Source organism: Methylobacterium marchantiae (assembly GCF_042679825.1).
In the GTDB taxonomy this organism is placed as follows: Bacteria; Pseudomonadota; Alphaproteobacteria; order Rhizobiales; family Beijerinckiaceae; genus Methylobacterium; species Methylobacterium marchantiae.
Map to the genome: position 1 here is coordinate 114,516 of NZ_JBHTND010000003.1, position 16,159 is coordinate 130,674.

The following is a 16,159-nucleotide window of genomic DNA, read 5'->3' on the forward strand; positions in this document are numbered from 1 at the left end:
GACATGACGAACGATCGAAGTCGCGGCGCGGCTCAGGCTGCGCCCAGTAGCAGTGACGGTGAGGCGCAGGCGCGCGAGCCCTGGTACGACCGCCTGCTGCACGCCTTCCATCTCCGGCCGCGCGATTCGTTGCGCGACGATATCGAGGATGCGCTGGCCGAGCCCGATTCAGGCGAGAACGCGTTCTCGCCCCTGGAGCGGGCGATGCTCAAGAACGTCCTCGGGCTGCACAAGGTGCGCGTCGACGACGTGATGATCCCGCGGGCCGACATCGTCGCCGTCTCCATGGAGACGAGCCTCGGCGATCTGCTCAAGCTGTTCCGCACCGCCGGCCATTCGCGGCTGCCGGTCTACGGCGACACCCTCGACGATCCGCGCGGCATGGTCCATATCCGCGACTTCGTCGACCATATCGCCGCCAAGGCGGAGGCGACCACGCGGCGTCCGAGCGCCGCCGCCGTCACCGCACTTCCCGACACGTCCGGTGACGTCGTGGCCGTCGTTCCGCCGCGTCCGCGGCGGGGCACCCGTGCCCTGAAGGCGCTCAACCTCGGCAATGTCGACCTTTCGGCGACCCTGGCTTCGACCCGCATCCAGCGGCCGGTCCTGTTCGTGCCGCCCTCCATGCCTGCGATCGATCTTCTGGTGCGGATGCAGGCGACGCGGACCCACATGGCCCTCGTCATCGACGAATACGGCGGGACCGATGGACTGATCTCCATCGAGGATCTGATCGAGATGGTGGTCGGCGACATCGAGGACGAGCACGACGTCGCCGAGGGGCGCCTCGTCCAGCGCGTGGAAGGTGACGCCGACGTCTTCGTCGCCGATGCCCGGGCCGGCCTTGCAGAGGTCTCCGAGGCGAGCGGAGTCGATCTCGTGGCGGCGGTGGGCGAGATGGCCGAGGAGATCGACACGATCGGCGGCCTCATCGTGACGCTCGCCGGACGCGTGCCCTCTCGCGGCGAACTGATCACCGGGCCGGGCGATCTCGAATTCGAGGTGCTCGATGCCGATCCGCGCCGGGTGAAACGGCTGAGGCTGCATCGCGGTCCGATGAAGATCGCTCCGCTGATTCCGCTGGCCCTGCCGCCGCCGAGCAGCGGACCGGTCGCCGAAGCCTCCTAAAGCAACGGGCCGGATGTCTCGTTCGGCCGCTTGTTCCGGAATTCTGCCCAAGATCAGCTTCTCCCGGATGGTGGTATCCACTTGCCGGGCTGATGCTGCAGCCGAAATGGTCAGCCCATGAGCCACGCCTTCGACGGCGCCGATTCGCACGTCGCGCCCGTGCGCGGAGGCGCGACAGGTCCGCTCGCCCACTTCGCCCAATGGGTGATCCTCACCTCCGGCTGGCGACGCGTCCTCATCGCCTTCCTGGCCGGCGCGGTCGGCGCCCTGGCGATGCCGCCTTTCGGTGCCCTGCCCGCCCTGATCCTGTCGCTGAGCATCGCGATCTGGCTGATCGACGGGGCGGCGACGGGACGGAGCAAAATTCGCGGTGCCATCCTCGCCTCCGCCGTCATCGGTTGGGCCTGGGGATTTGGCTACCTCACCGCCGGGCTGTGGTGGCTCGGCTCCGCCTTCCTCGTGGAAGCGGATGAATTCCTGTGGGCATTGCCGCTCGGCGTCATCGGCCTTCCCGCCGTTTTGGCCCTGTTCTACGCGGCGGGTTTTGCCCTTGCGCGCCTGCTGTGGTCGCGGGGACCGGCGCGCATCGCTGCCTTCGCCTTCGGCCTATCCGCGTGCGAGTGGCTGCGAGGCCATCTCTTCACCGGGTTTCCCTGGAACACGCTCGGCATGGCCCTCGGCCAGAACCTCTGGCTCATGCAATCCGCCTCGGTGATCGGGCTCTATGGCCTGACCCTCCTCGCGATCCTGATCGCCTCGGCGCCCGCCACGCTCGCTACCGGCGAGACGGTGCGCGGCCGCTACGGACCGTCCTTGGCGGCTTGCCTTGCAGTCGCGGCCTTGGCTCTCTTCGGTTCTGCTCGACTGCCGGCAGCACCGACAGCGACCGTGGCGGGGGTGCGTCTGCGGCTGGTCCAGCCGAACCTCAACCAGGATGCCAAGTTCCGCCCCGAGAATCGGGCGGACATCATCGACTGGTACATCTCGCTCAGTGATCGCGCCGCCGCTCCGAACCGCACCGGCATCGCCGACGTCACCCACGTGATCTGGCCGGAATCGGCTTTCCCTTTCCTGATCCAGCGCGATCCGACCTCTCTCGCCCGCATCGCCGCGGCCTTTCCTGCGGGGCGCCAGCTCATCACGGGAGCCGCCAGGGCCGAGGAGCCGCTACCGAACGAGCGCCCGCGCTTCTTCAACTCCATCCTGACGATCTCCGCCGGTCCCAAGCTCGGCGACATCTATGACAAGGTCCATCTCGTGCCCTTCGGCGAATATCTACCGGGCCCTCTCGACGCCGTCCTGAGAGCGGTCGGGCTCCGCCAGTTTGTCTCGATTCCGGGTGGGTTCACATCCGGCGCCCGCTCGGGACAACGCCTCCTCGACGTGAAGGGGCTGCCGCCCGTCGCCGCCACGATCTGCTACGAGGCGATCTTTCCCGGCGAAATCTTGCCGGGACGCGTATCCGGCGGGCCGCCCCCCGTGCCGGGGCTGATCCTGAACCTCACCAACGACGCCTGGTTCGGCGACACGCCGGGGCCGCGCCAGCACTTCGCCCAGGCCCGGTTGAGAGCCGTCGAGGAGGGGCTTCCCCTGGTTCGCGACGCCAATACCGGCATCTCGGCGGTGGTCGATCCGTATGGGCGCATCACCGCCAGCCTGCCCGTCGGCGTGGAGGGCATCCTCGATGCCGATCTCCCCGTCCGACTTCCCGGCCGCACCCTCTATGCCGGGTTCGGCGACCTGCCCTTCGCGGCGATGCTCGCCGGAATCGGGCTCGTCGCTCTCATTGCAAGGCGCCGCATCGCGTGACCGATAGTTCATCGAAGATCGCCCGTCCCGTCCTGGTGGGGCTCGGGATGATGCTGGTCGCGTTCAACATGCGCCCGGCGCTCACCACGGTCGGCCCCCTTCTCGAAGCGATCCGCAAGGATACCGGCCTTACCGCTTCGGGCGCCGCCTTCCTGACGACCCTGCCGGTCCTCTGCCTCGGTCTCGCCTGCGTGCTCGGCCCGGTCATCGTACGCCGGACCGGAGCCGAAAGAGGCGTGCTGATCGCCATCCTGATCATCGCCTTCGGCTCGGGCCTCAGGGGCCTCGGCGGGCTTCCTCCCCTCTTTGCCGGCGCCTGCATCGCCGCCGGAGGGATCGGCCTCGCCGGCGTCATGCTGCCGGGGCTGGTGAAGCGCGATTTTTCCGAGAATGCCGGATTGATGACCGGCCTCTACACCATGGTGCTGTGTCTCGGCGCCGCCACAGGAGCCGGCGCTGCCGTACCGCTCGCCGATGCTCTGAGCGGATGGACCTGGGCCCTGGCGTCCTGGGCCGTACCGGCCGTAGTCGCGGCTCTCGCCTGGATCGCCCTCGTCCCCAAACAGGAAAACGGACCGCCGCCTCCGCGCCGCAGCTCGCTCTGGCGCGATCCGCTCGCCTGGCAGGTGACGGGCTTCATGGGCCTGCAATCGTCGCTCGCCTATATCACGTTCGGCTGGCTTCCGGTGGTCCTGCAGAGCCGCGGCCTATCGGCGGTGGAGGCCGGGTTCGTCGCATCGGTCATGAGCATCGGACAAGCACCGAGCGCTCTCCTCGTCCCCGCCTTCGCTGCGCGTCTGAGCGACCAACGTGGCATCGCGATTGCCCTGCTCGCGCTCGCCGCAGCGAGTTTCCTCGCCCTGGTCCATGGTCCGGTCGGCCTCGTTCTCCCGCTCGGCATCGGCCTCGGATTGGGCCTTGGGGGATTGTTCGGTCTGGCACTCACCATCGTCGTGCTGAGGTCGCGCGACGTGACGAGCGCCGCCGGCCTTTCGGCCATGTCGCAGGCGGTGGGCTACTCCATCGCCGCTTTGGGCCCGCTGGGCTTCGGTTTCGCCCATGATGTCTTCGGCGGCTGGAGTGTCTCCGCCGGCTTGTTCTGCGCCATCGCTCTGGCATCGGGCGTCTTCGCCCTCGGCGCGGGCCGAGACCGCAAGGTCGGCACCTCCCTCACCGCCTGATGATCGCATAAAAAACCCCTCCGCGATCACGACGATCGCGGAGGGGATGTGATGCACGCGAAAGCGACGCTGCCTTACTCGGCGGCGACGCGGTGGGCGTGGCTGCCGTCGGTATAGGTCTCCGACTGCAGGCGCTTGCCCGGGGCCGCACGGCCCGGAAGCGGCGGGAGCGCCTTGGCCTTCTCCAGATCGATCCCCGCGCCCTCGGCGACACGGCGGCCGTAATCCTCGTCGGCGTGCCAGAAATGCCAGACCATCCGCAACTGGATCGGCTCAGGGCACTGCTTCATGTCGCCCACGAGATTGGCGATCAGATCGTCGCGCTCCCAATCCTGGAACGAGCGGTAACGCACGCCGGCCTGGGTGTAATCGTCCTCGGTGCGCGAAGTCTGGTAGCGGCCGAGTTGGCCCTGGACCGGCTGGTGGTAGTCCTTGGCGGGCTTGGGAGCTTCGGCCAGGCCTTCGCCGAGGGTCGAGGGCTCGTAGTTGATGTGCCGGTTCTTGCCCGTACCGTCGACGCCGTAAGTCATCTGGCCATCGCGCTGGTTCGAATAGACCTTCACGCCGGGCTGCGGCGCGTTGATCGGCAATTGCAGGTAATTGGCGCCGACACGGTAGCGCTGCGTGTCCGAGTAGGACAGCGTCCGGCCCTGGAGCATCTTGTCGTCAGAGAAGTCGATGCCGTCCACGAGCACGCCCGTGCCGAAGGCCGACTGCTCGACTTCCGCGAAGAAGTTGTCGGGCACGCGATCGAGGACCATGCGGCCGACCGGCAGCAGCGGGAAATCTTCGACCGGCCACAGCTTGGTATCGTCGAGGGGATCGAACGACAGGTGATCGTTCGGGCCGTCGGGCATGATCTGCACGCAGAATTCCCACTCGGGGAAGTTGCCGGCGGTGATGTTGTCGTAGAGGTCGCGTGTGGCGTGGCCCACATCCTTCGCCTGGATCTCGGAGGCCTGCGCCGAGGTCAGGTTGCGGATTCCCTGCTTGGGCTCCCAATGGAACTTGCACAGCACCGCCTCGCCCTGATCGTTGACCAGCTTGTAGGTGTTGACGCCCGAGCCTTCCATCTCGCGATAATTCGCGGGGATTCCCCAGGGCGACTTCAGGTGCGTGACCATGTGGATCGCTTCGGGGTGCTGGGCCACGAAGTCGAAGAAGCGCCACGCCTCCTGGCGGTTCGTCACCGGATCCGGCTTGAACGCGTGGATCATGTCGGGGAACTTGATCGCGTCGCGGATGAAGAAGACCTTGAGGTTGTTCCCCACCAGATCCCAGTTGCCGTCGACGGTCTTGAACTTGACCGCGAAGCCGCGCGGATCGCGCTCGGTCTCGGGGCTCTCCTTGGCACCGGCCACGGTGGAGAAGCGCACGAACATGGGCGTCTTCACGCCGGTCTCGTTGAGCACGCGGGCGCGGGTGTATTTGGAAGCCGGCTCGTTGCCGATCTTGCCGTAGGCCTCGAAATAGCCGTGGGCGCCGGCGCCACGGGCATGGACGACGCGCTCGGGAATGCGTTCACGATCGAAATGCGTGATCTTCTCGATGAACTGGTAATTCTCGAGCGTCGCAGGTCCCCGCTCCCCGACCGTCCGCGTGCTCTGGTTGTCGCGAACCGGATGGCCCTGGCGGGTCGTGAGTATCGGGCGTTGATCGCTCATGCGTGACTCTCTCCTGAAACTCCGGGACGATCCGGATGTCGCTCGCGGTGCCGCTGCGACGACCATGGAATCGTTCTGAGACATCCTTATGAACCGGGCCGGCACGTTTGGCTAATGCATCGTCGCAAAGGTTGCGATAGACAGAGCCTATGAACGTATCCGGTCTGTCCCTCAGGGATCTGGAATATGCGGTCGCCGTGGCCGACGAGAATCATTTCGGGCGGGCGGCAGAGCGCTGCAACGTCACGCAGCCGACTCTGAGCGTTCAAGTGCGCAAGCTCGAAGAGGCATTGGGTCTCGTGCTGTTCGAGCGCGGTAACCGGCGGGTGATGCTGACGCCGGCGGGGCAGAGCGTCATCCGTCAGGCGCGCGCCGTGCTCGCGGAAGCGCAGCGCCTTCTGGCCCTGGCCAGCGAGGGGCGCGGCGCGCCGCTCACAGGGCGTCTGGTCCTGGCTGCGATCCAGACCTTGGGGCCGTATCTGTTTCCCCTGGTCCTGCGGACGCTGCGCCAGGAATTTCCCATCCTGTCCCTCGCCTTGACCGAGGCCAGGACCGCCGAGATTCTGGAAGGCCTTCGCGACGGCCGGATCGATGCGGCGCTGATCTCCCTGCCGGTACCGACCTCCGGTCTCACCGTATCGCCCCTGTTCATCGAGCCGTTCCTGCTGGCCTGTCCCGCTGATCACGCCCTCGCCCAGGGGGGCGCCCTGAGGGCGACGGACATTGCGGGGCCGGATCTGCTTCTCCTCGACGAGGGCAATTGCCTCCGCGATCAGGCCGTGGCTGCATGCGGCGCCGGTTCTGCGGCAGGCCGCCACGCCACCAGTCTCGAGACGCTCCGCTCGATGGTGGCCGCGGGCGCGGGTTACACGCTTCTTCCCGCCCTCGCCGTCCCGCCCGGCGCCGATGCCAGCGGCCTGACGGTGACGCGCACCTTCGACGTCGACGGCCCCGGTCGGACCATCGCGCTGGCATGGCGCTCAAGCGATCCGCGCGCCGCCGGCCTGTCCCATCTCGCAAGCTTCTTTCGGGCCCATGCCCCCGCTGGGACCGCGGCGTTTCGCGACGATGCCGGGGCGAATCGTGACAGCGTCGCCGATCCGGTGTAGCGCCGGCTTCCTTCCGAAGACCGGTTTCCTCCGTGCTCAGTCCGCGCTCCCTCGGCCTCTGGACGGCGCTCGTCGCCGCGTCGGCCGCCTTCGCCTACAGCCTCACGCTGGCGCGTTTCCCGGCGGCGCTCCTCCTCGGCCCGATGCTCGTGGCCATCGCCTTCGGCGTCGGCGGGGCGAACCTGTCCCTCGCCAAGCCCGGCTTCCAGGCGGCACAGACCATCATCGGTTGCCTCGTCGCCAAATCGGTCACCGCCGATATCGTGGGCACGCTCCTCGACGACGGATTGCTGATCCTCGCGGTCGTCCTCGTCACCGTGATGGCGGGTGCGCTGGTCGGCTGGGCTCTCACGCGACTCCGCATCCTACCCGGCAGCACCGCGGCCTGGGGCTCGTCTCCGGGAGGAGCCGCCGCCATGACGGCCATGGCGGAAGAATACGGCGCCGATCCTCGCCTCGTCGCCTTCATGCAATATGTCCGTGTCGCCGCGGTCGTTCTGTCCGCCTCGATCGTCGCCCGTATCCTCACCGACACGGCAAACCCGGCGAAGGGGGCGGCACTCCCGGATACAGAGTTCCTTCCCGTTCTCGCGACCCTGGCGGTGGCCGGTGCCGGCTTCTTCCTCGCACGTCTGATGCGGCTCCCGGCGAGCGCGCTCGTCGGACCGATGATCCTCGGCGCGGTACTCCACGCGACGGGGATCGTGTCGATGGCGATGCCCGACCTTGTCCTCGACCTCGCCTATGCCTGCATCGGCTGGTATGTCGGCCTGCGCTTCACCGCACAGACGGTACGCGAGACGATGGCCGCCCTTCCGGGCATTCTGATAGCCACCTTGGCCGTCATCCTCATGTGCGGCGGCTGGGCGTTCGGCCTGACCTTCCTCCTGCCGGTGGACTTCCTGACCGCCTTTCTCGCCACCAGCCCCGGCGGGCTCGATTCCGTGGCGATCATCGCGGTCGGCTCGAAAGCCGACGTGTCGTTTGTCCTTGCGGTGCAGACGCTTCGGCTGTTTGTTGTCTTGATCACCGGTCCGTTTCTGGCCAAATGGATCGCCCGCGGCGTGCCCGCAGATCGCTGAGGCCATGCACGCCCTCTATCTCGCCTTCCTCAATTCCTGGAGCGGCCTCGTCCACGGAGTCCGGACGGAGCGGGCGCTGCGCCTCGAACTCGTGCTGCTCGTCGTTGGAATCCCGGCCTCCTGGTTCCTGGGTACAACGCTTTGGGTGCGGGTCGCGCTGCTGGCGAGCCTGCTCCTGATGCTGGCGGCCGAGTTCCTGAACACCGCGATCGAGAAGCTGTGCGACCATCTCCATCCGGGTCGTCATGCCAGGATCGGGATCGTCAAGGATCTCGCCTCTGCCGGAGCGTTCATGGCGCAGGCGCTGGCGGCCCTGGTCTGGCTCGCTGGCATCATCGACAGGTTCTTTTGAAGGCGGGGGCTCACCGCCGTCTCCGGGTCACCCGCGGAGCTATCGAGGTCCGCCCCCTGCTACAGCATCGACCCTCGCTTCTTCGTCCCGGCAGGCGTATCCCGAGGCCAATCAGACCACGATCCAGACTTCTTACGGAGCACGCGACTCCTTGACCGACTACATCCGCAAGATCCTCACCGCCCGCGTCTACGACGTTGCGATCGAGAGCCCGCTCGATCCCATGCCGCGCATGTCGGCGCGCCTGGGCCGCCCGGTCCTGCTCAAGCGCGAGGATCTGCAGCCGGTCTTCTCGTTCAAGCTGCGCGGCGCCTACAACAAGATGTCGGGTCTCTCGTCCGAAGTGCTGGCCCGCGGGGTCGTCTGCGCCTCGGCGGGAAATCATGCCCAGGGCGTGGCTCTGGCCGCCGCTCGTCTCACCGTGCGCGCGGTCATCGTGATGCCGCGCACCACGCCGGCCATCAAGGTCGATGCCTGCCGCGCACGCGGGGCCGAAGTGGTCCTGTTCGGCGACACGTTCGACGAGGCCCTCCTCCATGCCCGTCAACTGGAGGCCGAGCAGGGGCTGACCTTCCTCCACCCGTTCGACGATCCCGACGTGATCGCCGGGCAGGGCACGATCGGCATGGAGATTCTGACCCAGCATTCCGGGCCGATCGAGGCGATCTTCGTGCCGATCGGCGGCGGCGGGCTCGCTGCCGGCATCGCCACCTTCGTGAAGTACCTGCGACCCGAGACCAAGGTCATCGGTGTGGAGCCGGACGATGCCGCCTGCATGGCTGCCGCTCTTGCAGCCAATGAGCGCGTGACCCTGGCCACGGTCGGTCTCTTCGCCGACGGTGTCGCCGTGCGTCAGGCCGGCGAGGAGACCTTCCGCCTCTGCCGCGAGCATCTCGACGAGGTCATCACCGTCGATACCGACGCCATGTGCGCCGCGGTCAAGGACATCTTCGACGATACCCGTGCGGTCTCCGAACCCTCCGGCGCGCTGGCGCTGGCCGGCGCAAAGGCTTACGCCGCCCGTGAAGGTGGCTCGGCGGGGACGCTGGTGGCGATCTCGTCGGGCGCCAACCTCAACTTCGACCGCCTGCGCCATATCGCCGAGCGCGCCGAGATCGGCGAGCAGCGCGAGGCGCTTCTCGGCGTGACCATTCCGGAGAAGGCGGGCGCCTATCGCGCCTTCATCCGCCATCTCGGTCCGCGCGCGATCACCGAATTCAACTATCGCTATGCCCGCTCGGCCGAGGCACAGATCTTCGTCGGCATCAACCTGCCCGGCGGCATCCCGGAGAAGCGCGCCCTCATCGCCGGCCTGCGTGCCGATGGTTACAGGGTGGTCGATCTCAGCGACAACGAGATGGCCAAGGTGCATGTTCGCTACATGGTCGGCGGCCGTTCGACCGGCCTCTCCGACGAGCGCATCTACCGCTTCCAGTTTCCGGAGCGGCCGGGCGCCCTCATGCGGTTCCTCGACGGCCTGGCGGACGGGTTCAACATCACCTTGTTCCACTACCGCAATCACGGCGCCGATTACGGTCGCGTGCTCGCCGGGATCAGCGTGCCCGCCGAGGAGCGCTCGCGCTTCGACGCGGCGATGGAAGCTCTGGGCTATCCTTACGTAGATGAATCCGAAAACCTCGCCTACCAGTTGTTCCTGGATAATGGCCTAGGCACCGACGATGCGTCTTCGTCGATCGACCTCGTGTCCACCCAAGCGGGTGACAGATAGTAGACCGGCGGTGATAGCGCTCGGCGTCTTTCCCGCGCTGCACGAAACCGATTGCGCGAATGACATAATACGACGGGATTTTTTGGAAAACGCTGCGCGTCGGGAACACTTCCTCAATGCGCAATCGGTTTACTGCCTGCCTTCACCTCGAAGGCAGTCTCTCCCATGTCGGTCGCCACCAGTCTCAATGTCCGCCTCCCAGTCATCATCGTGGGACTGGCGATGGCCAGTACGGCGCTCATGGGAGGCCTCAGCTGGTATTCCGCCCGTGCGGGACTTGCCGATGCCGTGCAGGAGCGATTGGAATTCGCAGCCTCCGCGAGGAAGACCGGGCTTGAACTGATTGCCGACCGCGTGAAGGGCGATCTGCTCGCCACCGCGAACAACAGCCAGGTGGCCAGCAATGTCGGCGACCTGATCGAGGCCTTCGACCCTACCAAGGCCGAGCATGCCGGACTGGTCCAGGCTTTCACCAGCCCTGCGACGGCGCAGGAGCGCATGGCCGTCGAAGGCACCGGCACGATGTATGGTCGTCGCCATGCCAAGGTGCAGGAAGTCGCCCGCAAGCTCGTGGAGCGTCCCGGCTATGCCGACCTTCTCTTCGTCGATGAGGAGGGGCGGATCGTCTACACCACGACCAAGAGCGCCGATTTCGCTCACAGCCTGGCGGAGCCGGAGCTTCAGAAGTCCGGCTTGGCGCAGCTGGTCGAGCGTCTGAAGGCTGCCGAGCCCGACGCGATCCTATATCAGGATTTCGCGGCTTATCCGGCGGAGGCCGGACCCTCCGCCTTCCTGGGCCGTACCGTTTCCCGTCGCGCCAACGTCGCGATGGGTACCGGTCAGGCGGCCTCGCGGATCGGCTTCTTGGTTCTCCGGGTGACGCCCGCCTTGTTCGACGCCACACTCTCCGAGAGGAACGGTCTGGGCGCTACCGGACAGGTCATGGCGGTGGGTGCGGACAATCTGCTGCGTAGCAATCCCCCACTGAACGTGTCGACGAAAGCCGGATCGCCCGCCGCTGCGATCGGCCTCGCCGCAGAAAGCATCAAGACGGGCAAATCCTTCGTCTATGCTTCCGGTGACGGAGACCGCCTCGCCGCGACCTCGCCAGTCTCGATCCTCGGCTCGCCCTGGACGATCGTGGCCGAACAATCCCAGGACGAAGCACTTCATTCCGTCGGCAGCCTGACGCGATCGTTGATCCTCTCCGCTCTCGCGGTTCTCGCCGCCACCGCCCTCCTCGGCCTCCTCTTCGCCCGCAGCATCGTCAGGCCGCTCGGGGCCCTCGCCCGCGCTCTCCAGGCGCTCGCCCGTCGCGAGACCCTCGACGAAGTTCCCGGCAGTCGCCGCGCCGATGAGATCGGCGAGATCGCCCGTGCCGTCGTCACCATCCGCGACATCTCATTGGAAGAGGCGGCGCAGCAGCTTCGCACCACGGAAGCCGCCCGCACGCGCGAGGAGACCGAACGTCGCGCCCTGCTCCGGGAACTCGCCGATGGTTTCGAGCGCTCGGTGGGCCGTATCGTAGACGGCGTCTCGGCGGCTTCGACGAGCCTCCACGACGCGTCGAACACCATGACCACGACGGTGGACGGCACCGTGCGCCGTTCGACATCGGTCGCGGCCACCGCTCATCAGACTGCGGGCAACGTCAATGCCGTCGCCGCGGCCGCCGAGGAGCTCGGCGCAACGGTGCAGGAGATCGGCCGGCAGGTCGAGCAGGCCGCAGACATGTCACGCTCGGCCGTCGAGGAGGCGAGCCGCACCGCGGAGACGATGCGGACCCTGTCCGGCGCGGCCACACGGATCGGCGACGTGGTCGGCATGGTCTCGCAGATCGCTTCGCAGACCAACCTGCTGGCCCTCAACGCCACGATCGAGGCCGCCCGTGCCGGTGAGGCCGGACGAGGCTTCGCCGTGGTGGCGGCCGAGGTGAAGAACCTCGCCGAGCAGACCTCTCGTGCCACCGCCGAAATCCACCAGCAGGTGGCGGCGATTCAGGGCGCGACCAGCGGCGCTTCGGGTGCGATCCAGGGCATCGTCTCCCGGATCGAGAGCATGAGCATGGTCACCAGCAGCATCGCCGCGGCGGTCGAGGAGCAGAGCCTCACCACCCAGGAGATCGTGCGCAATATGGGCCAGGCTTCGGCCGGCACCGGCGCCATGACCACGGATATCGAGGAAGTCGCCCGCTCGGCCACCGAGGCCGGCACCTCCGCCGGAAAGGTCCTGCGGGCCTCCGAGGATCTGTCGAGCCAGTCGGACAGCCTCCGCGCGGAGGTCGGGCAGTTCCTCGCGACGGTGCGGGCCGCCTGACCCTTCCTAGGCCTCCTGCGCCGGTCGAGGGTTGACGCGGGCGGTTCGGCGCGTCCAAAGCCGGCCCCTTGTTCCTGGAGGCCAGCCGATGCCGCCGTTGCTCGCCCTGCCCTTTCCCGCCATCGATCCGGTGGCGGTGTCGATCGGCCCGATCTCGATCAAGTGGTACGCGCTGTCCTACATCGCCGGTCTCATCGGCGGGTGGTTCTACGCGCGCCGGCTGGTGGCGGCCGACCGGTACTGGGGTGTCGTACGCCGCCCCAGCCTCAACGATATCGATGATCTCATCGTCTGGGTCGCCCTCGGCGTCGTCCTCGGCGGACGCATCGGCTACGTACTGTTTTACAACCTGCCTCTCTATCTCGACGACCCGCTGGAGATTCTCGCCATCCGCAACGGCGGCATGTCCTTCCATGGCGGATTTCTCGGCGCCGTGCTGGCGATGGTGCTCTTCGCCCGATCGCGAAAGCTATCCCCCTACACCCTCCTCGATCTCGCCGCCGTCGTCGTGCCCATCGGTCTGTTCTTCGGCCGCATCGCCAATTTCGTGAACGGCGAACTCTGGGGCCGGATCGCTCCGGACTTCGCCTACGCCATCGTGTTTCCCACCGGCGGCCCGCTGCCGCGACACCCGAGCCAGCTCTACGAGGCGGCGACGGAAGGTGCTCTCCTGTTCGTCGTGATGGCGATCGCGGTCCGGCGGTTCGGCTTTCGCAAACCCGGCCTGCTCGGCGGGATCTTCGTCCTCGGCTATGCCCTGGCCCGCACCTTCTGCGAGTTCTTCCGCGAGCCGGACCGACAACTCGGATACCTGTTCGGCACCGAAGACTGGCGTTATGGCGGCATCACCATGGGGATGGTGCTGTGCGTGCCGATGGCCCTGATCGGGATCACCTACATCGTTCTCGCCGCGCGCGGGGCGACGCGACCGCGGCACGCCATCGAGGAGACGGTACGGGCCGACGCGGCATGACCCCGCCGCTCTTCGCCGAGATCCGCGACGAGATCGTCGAGGCGGGCCCGATGAGCATCGCCCGCTACATGGCTTTGTGTCTCGGGCATCCCCTCCATGGCTATTACCGCACCCGAGATCCCCTCGGCGCTCGCGGAGATTTCATCACGGCGCCCGAGATCAGTCAGATGTTCGGGGAGTTGATCGGAATCTGGATCGCCGCGACCTGGGCCGCCATGGGCGAGCCGGGCGATCTCATCCTCGGCGAGCTCGGTCCCGGTCGCGGCACGCTGATGGCGGATGCGCTGCGGGCCCTGGCGCGCGCGGCACCGGGATTGAGACCGAACGTCCATCTCGTCGAAACCAGCCCGGTTCTGCGTGCGGCCCAGGCGTCCCGTCTCGGCCAGGTATCGGCCATATGGCACGACGGCATCGAGACGCTTCCCGACGGACCGATGATCGTCGTCGCCAACGAGTTCTTCGACGCGCTGCCCGTGCGCCAGTTCCAGCGGACGGAGCGCGGCTGGTGCGAGCGCCTCGTCGGAGTGTCGCCGGATGGCGGCCGCCTCGGCTTCGGTCTGGCCGCCGAGCCGGACCGTGAGATCGGCGCCGATGCGCCGATCGGCGTTGTGATGACGGTGCCGGGACCGGCGCTCGATATCACGCGCGCCCTGAGCCGCCGGCTCGTCGCAAAGGGCGGCGCTCTGCTGGCCATCGATTACGGGCACGTCCGCCCCGGATTCGGCGATACGCTCCAGGCGGTGGCGGCACACCGCTTCACCAATCCGCTTGGAGCGCCCGGCGAGGCGGACCTGACGGCCCATGTCGATTTTTCCGCCCTCGGACGGGCGGCATCGGTCGAGGGCGCACGCGTCGACGGTCCGCTGGACCAGGGAGCATTCCTCATCAATCTTGGATTGCGCCAGCGCGCCGACAGGCTCAAGCGCGATGCGACCCGGGATCAGGCCGAGGCCATCGATACGGCCGTCGCTCGTCTCACCGCTTCCGGCCGGCGCGGCATGGGGACCCTGTTCAAGGCTATCGGGATCGCCGATCCGCGGATGCCGCCCCTGCCCGGTCTGGTTCCGGACCTCTCTGCGTAGTCCCCGGCTCGCTCGCGCTCCCGCCAAGGGATTTGCCGTGATGATGCCTGACGCATAAGAACAGGCGTCACAGGCGACGCTGCAGCGACCGAGCGAGGACACTGGAATGAAGGTTGTCGATCTCGACAGGGAGACCATCAAGCACGGGCTCGATGCCCGCGAGATCCTGCTCATCGATGTGCGGGAACCGCATGAATTTGCGGCCGGACATATTCCAGGCTCCGTCACGCACCCGCTTTCGACCTTCGACACACGTGCCTTGTCGACTCTGATCGCCCAGGACGGACGTCGACCGGTCTTCTCGTGTGCCGCCGGAATACGCTCGGTCCACGCCCTGGCCGCCGCGCAATCCGCCGGGCTCGCCGTCGAGGAGCATTATGTCGGTGGTTTCAAGGACTGGTATTCGGCGGGCGAGACGGTCGAATCCTGAATATCGGTCGTCCGAACCGTGTCCGATTTCGGAGCCCGGCCGGTATTCCACCCAACAATCCCATCGATCCTCTGGTTATGTGCGGTAACGCACGACATCACGGGAACGGTGCCTTTAGCTCGCTGGGCGCAGGGAAAATCAACATGATCAAGCGTCCGCTATCCGGATGGTCGTCCGCGATCCTCCTGTCAGCCGCATTTCTGACTTTTACGTCGCCAGTTTCCGCACAGGCTCCCGGAGGCCCGCCGCCCAAGGTGACGACGGCGAAGCCCGTAGTCCGGGAAATCGTCGAGACCGATACCTACACCGGCCGGTTCGACCCCGTGGAGATCGTCGACGTGCGGGCGCGCGTCACGGGCTATCTCGAAAAGGTCAATTTCGTAGACGGCGCCACGGTGAAGAAGGGCGACCTGCTCTTCGTCATCGATCGTCGCCCCTACAAGGCCGCCCTCGACCAGGCCAAAGCAGCCCTCACCTCCGCCCAGGCCGGCCTGACATTCTCCCAGACCGACCTCGAGCGCGCCCAGACCTTGAGCCGCTCGGGCAACATCTCGGAGCAGGTGACCGACCAGCGCCGTCAGGCGTCGCAGACGGCCCAGGCTAATGTCGACAGCGCCGATGCGCAGCTTCGGCAGGCCCAGCTCAACTACGACTTCACGGAGGTGCGTGCCCCCATCTCCGGCCGCATCAGCCAGCGTCTCGTCACCGAAGGCAACATCGTCATCACCGACCAGACTCAGCTGACGACGATCGTCTCCCTAGACCCGATTTATTTCGGCTTCACCGTCGATGAGCGCTCGTTCCTGAAATACCAGGGGACCCTCGGCATCGGCATGGGCCAGACCCAGAAGGGCAAGGGCGTTCCGATCCTCATCGCCCTCACCAACGAGACCAAGCCGACCCGCAAGGGCGTCCTCGACTTCGTGGACAACCGGGTCGACAACGCCACCGGTACGGTGCTGCTGCGCGCGACGGTCGAGAATCCCGATGGCTTCATCAAGCCGGGCCTGTTCGGCATCGTCTCGCTGCCCGCCACGAAGCCGTTTCAGGGAATCCTGCTGCCCGACGACGCCGTCTCGGCCAACCAGGACAAGCGTATCGTCTACGTCGTCGCCGACGACGGATCCGTGAGCACCCGCGACGTGAAGCTGGGGCCGAAGGTCGATGGATACCGCGTGATCCGCGAAGGCCTGAAGGGCGACGAGAACGTGGTCGTCAACGGCCTCTCGCGCGTCCGGCCCGGTGCCAAGGTGACGGCCGAATCGACGACGCTACCGCCGAGCCGCACCTGACGCGCCTCGATC

General features: G+C 67.0%; 13 protein-coding genes. 12 read left to right on the forward strand and 1 reads right to left on the reverse strand.

Annotated features, from left to right (window positions below; translation table 11 throughout):
- The first annotated feature begins 3 nt into the window (after positions 1 to 3).
- The 3 genes from ACFQ4G_RS03385 to ACFQ4G_RS03395 all read left to right on the forward strand — a co-directional run bounded on the left by ACFQ4G_RS03385 (position 4) and on the right by ACFQ4G_RS03395 (position 4,118).
- Positions 4 to 1,128, forward strand: a complete 1,125-nt coding sequence (locus ACFQ4G_RS03385) for a hemolysin family protein (protein WP_238203545.1) — start codon at positions 4 to 6, stop codon at positions 1,126 to 1,128.
- Between the two features lie 117 nt (positions 1,129 to 1,245).
- Positions 1,246 to 2,937 carry an apolipoprotein N-acyltransferase gene (lnt, locus tag ACFQ4G_RS03390; protein ID WP_238203543.1) on the forward strand — a complete coding sequence of 564 codons (1,692 nt, stop codon included), beginning with the start codon at positions 1,246 to 1,248 and terminating at the stop codon, positions 2,935 to 2,937.
- The gene (locus ACFQ4G_RS03395; RefSeq protein ID WP_238203541.1) at positions 2,934 to 4,118 is read left to right on the forward strand and encodes an MFS transporter; all 1,185 of its coding nucleotides are present in this window, start codon (positions 2,934 to 2,936) and stop codon (positions 4,116 to 4,118) included. The genes lnt and ACFQ4G_RS03395 overlap by 4 nt, the downstream gene beginning before the upstream one ends.
- A gap of 74 nt (positions 4,119 to 4,192) precedes the next feature.
- Here ACFQ4G_RS03395 and ACFQ4G_RS03400 read toward each other — a convergent pair whose 3' ends face one another.
- The gene (locus ACFQ4G_RS03400; protein WP_238203539.1) at positions 4,193 to 5,782 is read right to left on the reverse strand and encodes a catalase; all 1,590 of its coding nucleotides are present in this window, start codon (positions 5,780 to 5,782) and stop codon (positions 4,193 to 4,195) included.
- 149 nt (positions 5,783 to 5,931) lie between these two features.
- On the opposite strand from ACFQ4G_RS03400, the gene ACFQ4G_RS03405 reads away from it, so the two are divergent.
- The 9 genes from ACFQ4G_RS03405 to ACFQ4G_RS03445 all read left to right on the forward strand — a co-directional run bounded on the left by ACFQ4G_RS03405 (position 5,932) and on the right by ACFQ4G_RS03445 (position 16,147).
- Positions 5,932 to 6,891 (forward strand): LysR substrate-binding domain-containing protein, encoded by a 960-nt coding sequence (locus tag ACFQ4G_RS03405; protein ID WP_238203537.1) that lies wholly within the window; start codon positions 5,932 to 5,934, stop codon positions 6,889 to 6,891.
- Positions 6,892 to 6,923: 32 nt separating this feature from the next.
- Entirely contained in the window at positions 6,924 to 7,973 is a 1,050-nt protein-coding gene (locus ACFQ4G_RS03410; protein ID WP_238203535.1) for an AbrB family transcriptional regulator, read from the forward strand.
- Between the two features lie 4 nt (positions 7,974 to 7,977).
- Positions 7,978 to 8,325, forward strand: coding sequence for a diacylglycerol kinase (locus ACFQ4G_RS03415; protein WP_238203534.1), 348 nt, complete (start codon positions 7,978 to 7,980; stop codon positions 8,323 to 8,325).
- Positions 8,219 to 10,054, forward strand: a complete 1,836-nt coding sequence (ilvA, locus tag ACFQ4G_RS03420) for a threonine ammonia-lyase, biosynthetic (RefSeq protein ID WP_379039698.1) — start codon at positions 8,219 to 8,221, stop codon at positions 10,052 to 10,054. Before ACFQ4G_RS03415 ends, ilvA begins: the two co-directional genes overlap by 107 nt.
- Before the next feature lie 165 nt (positions 10,055 to 10,219).
- Positions 10,220 to 12,370 (forward strand): methyl-accepting chemotaxis protein, encoded by a 2,151-nt coding sequence (locus ACFQ4G_RS03425; RefSeq protein ID WP_238203530.1) that lies wholly within the window; start codon positions 10,220 to 10,222, stop codon positions 12,368 to 12,370.
- Positions 12,371 to 12,458: 88 nt separating this feature from the next.
- On the forward strand, positions 12,459 to 13,343 hold the full coding sequence (gene lgt / locus ACFQ4G_RS03430; RefSeq protein WP_238203528.1) for a prolipoprotein diacylglyceryl transferase: 885 nt from the start codon (positions 12,459 to 12,461) through the stop codon (positions 13,341 to 13,343).
- Positions 13,340 to 14,425 (forward strand): class I SAM-dependent methyltransferase, encoded by a 1,086-nt coding sequence (locus ACFQ4G_RS03435; RefSeq protein ID WP_238203520.1) that lies wholly within the window; start codon positions 13,340 to 13,342, stop codon positions 14,423 to 14,425. The genes lgt and ACFQ4G_RS03435 overlap by 4 nt, the downstream gene beginning before the upstream one ends.
- Positions 14,426 to 14,531: 106 nt before the next feature.
- On the forward strand, positions 14,532 to 14,855 hold the full coding sequence (locus ACFQ4G_RS03440; protein ID WP_238203509.1) for a rhodanese-like domain-containing protein: 324 nt from the start codon (positions 14,532 to 14,534) through the stop codon (positions 14,853 to 14,855).
- 143 nt (positions 14,856 to 14,998) lie between these two features.
- Positions 14,999 to 16,147 carry an efflux RND transporter periplasmic adaptor subunit gene (locus ACFQ4G_RS03445; RefSeq protein WP_238203507.1) on the forward strand — a complete coding sequence of 383 codons (1,149 nt, stop codon included), beginning with the start codon at positions 14,999 to 15,001 and terminating at the stop codon, positions 16,145 to 16,147.
- Positions 16,148 to 16,159: the final 12 nt, after the last annotated feature.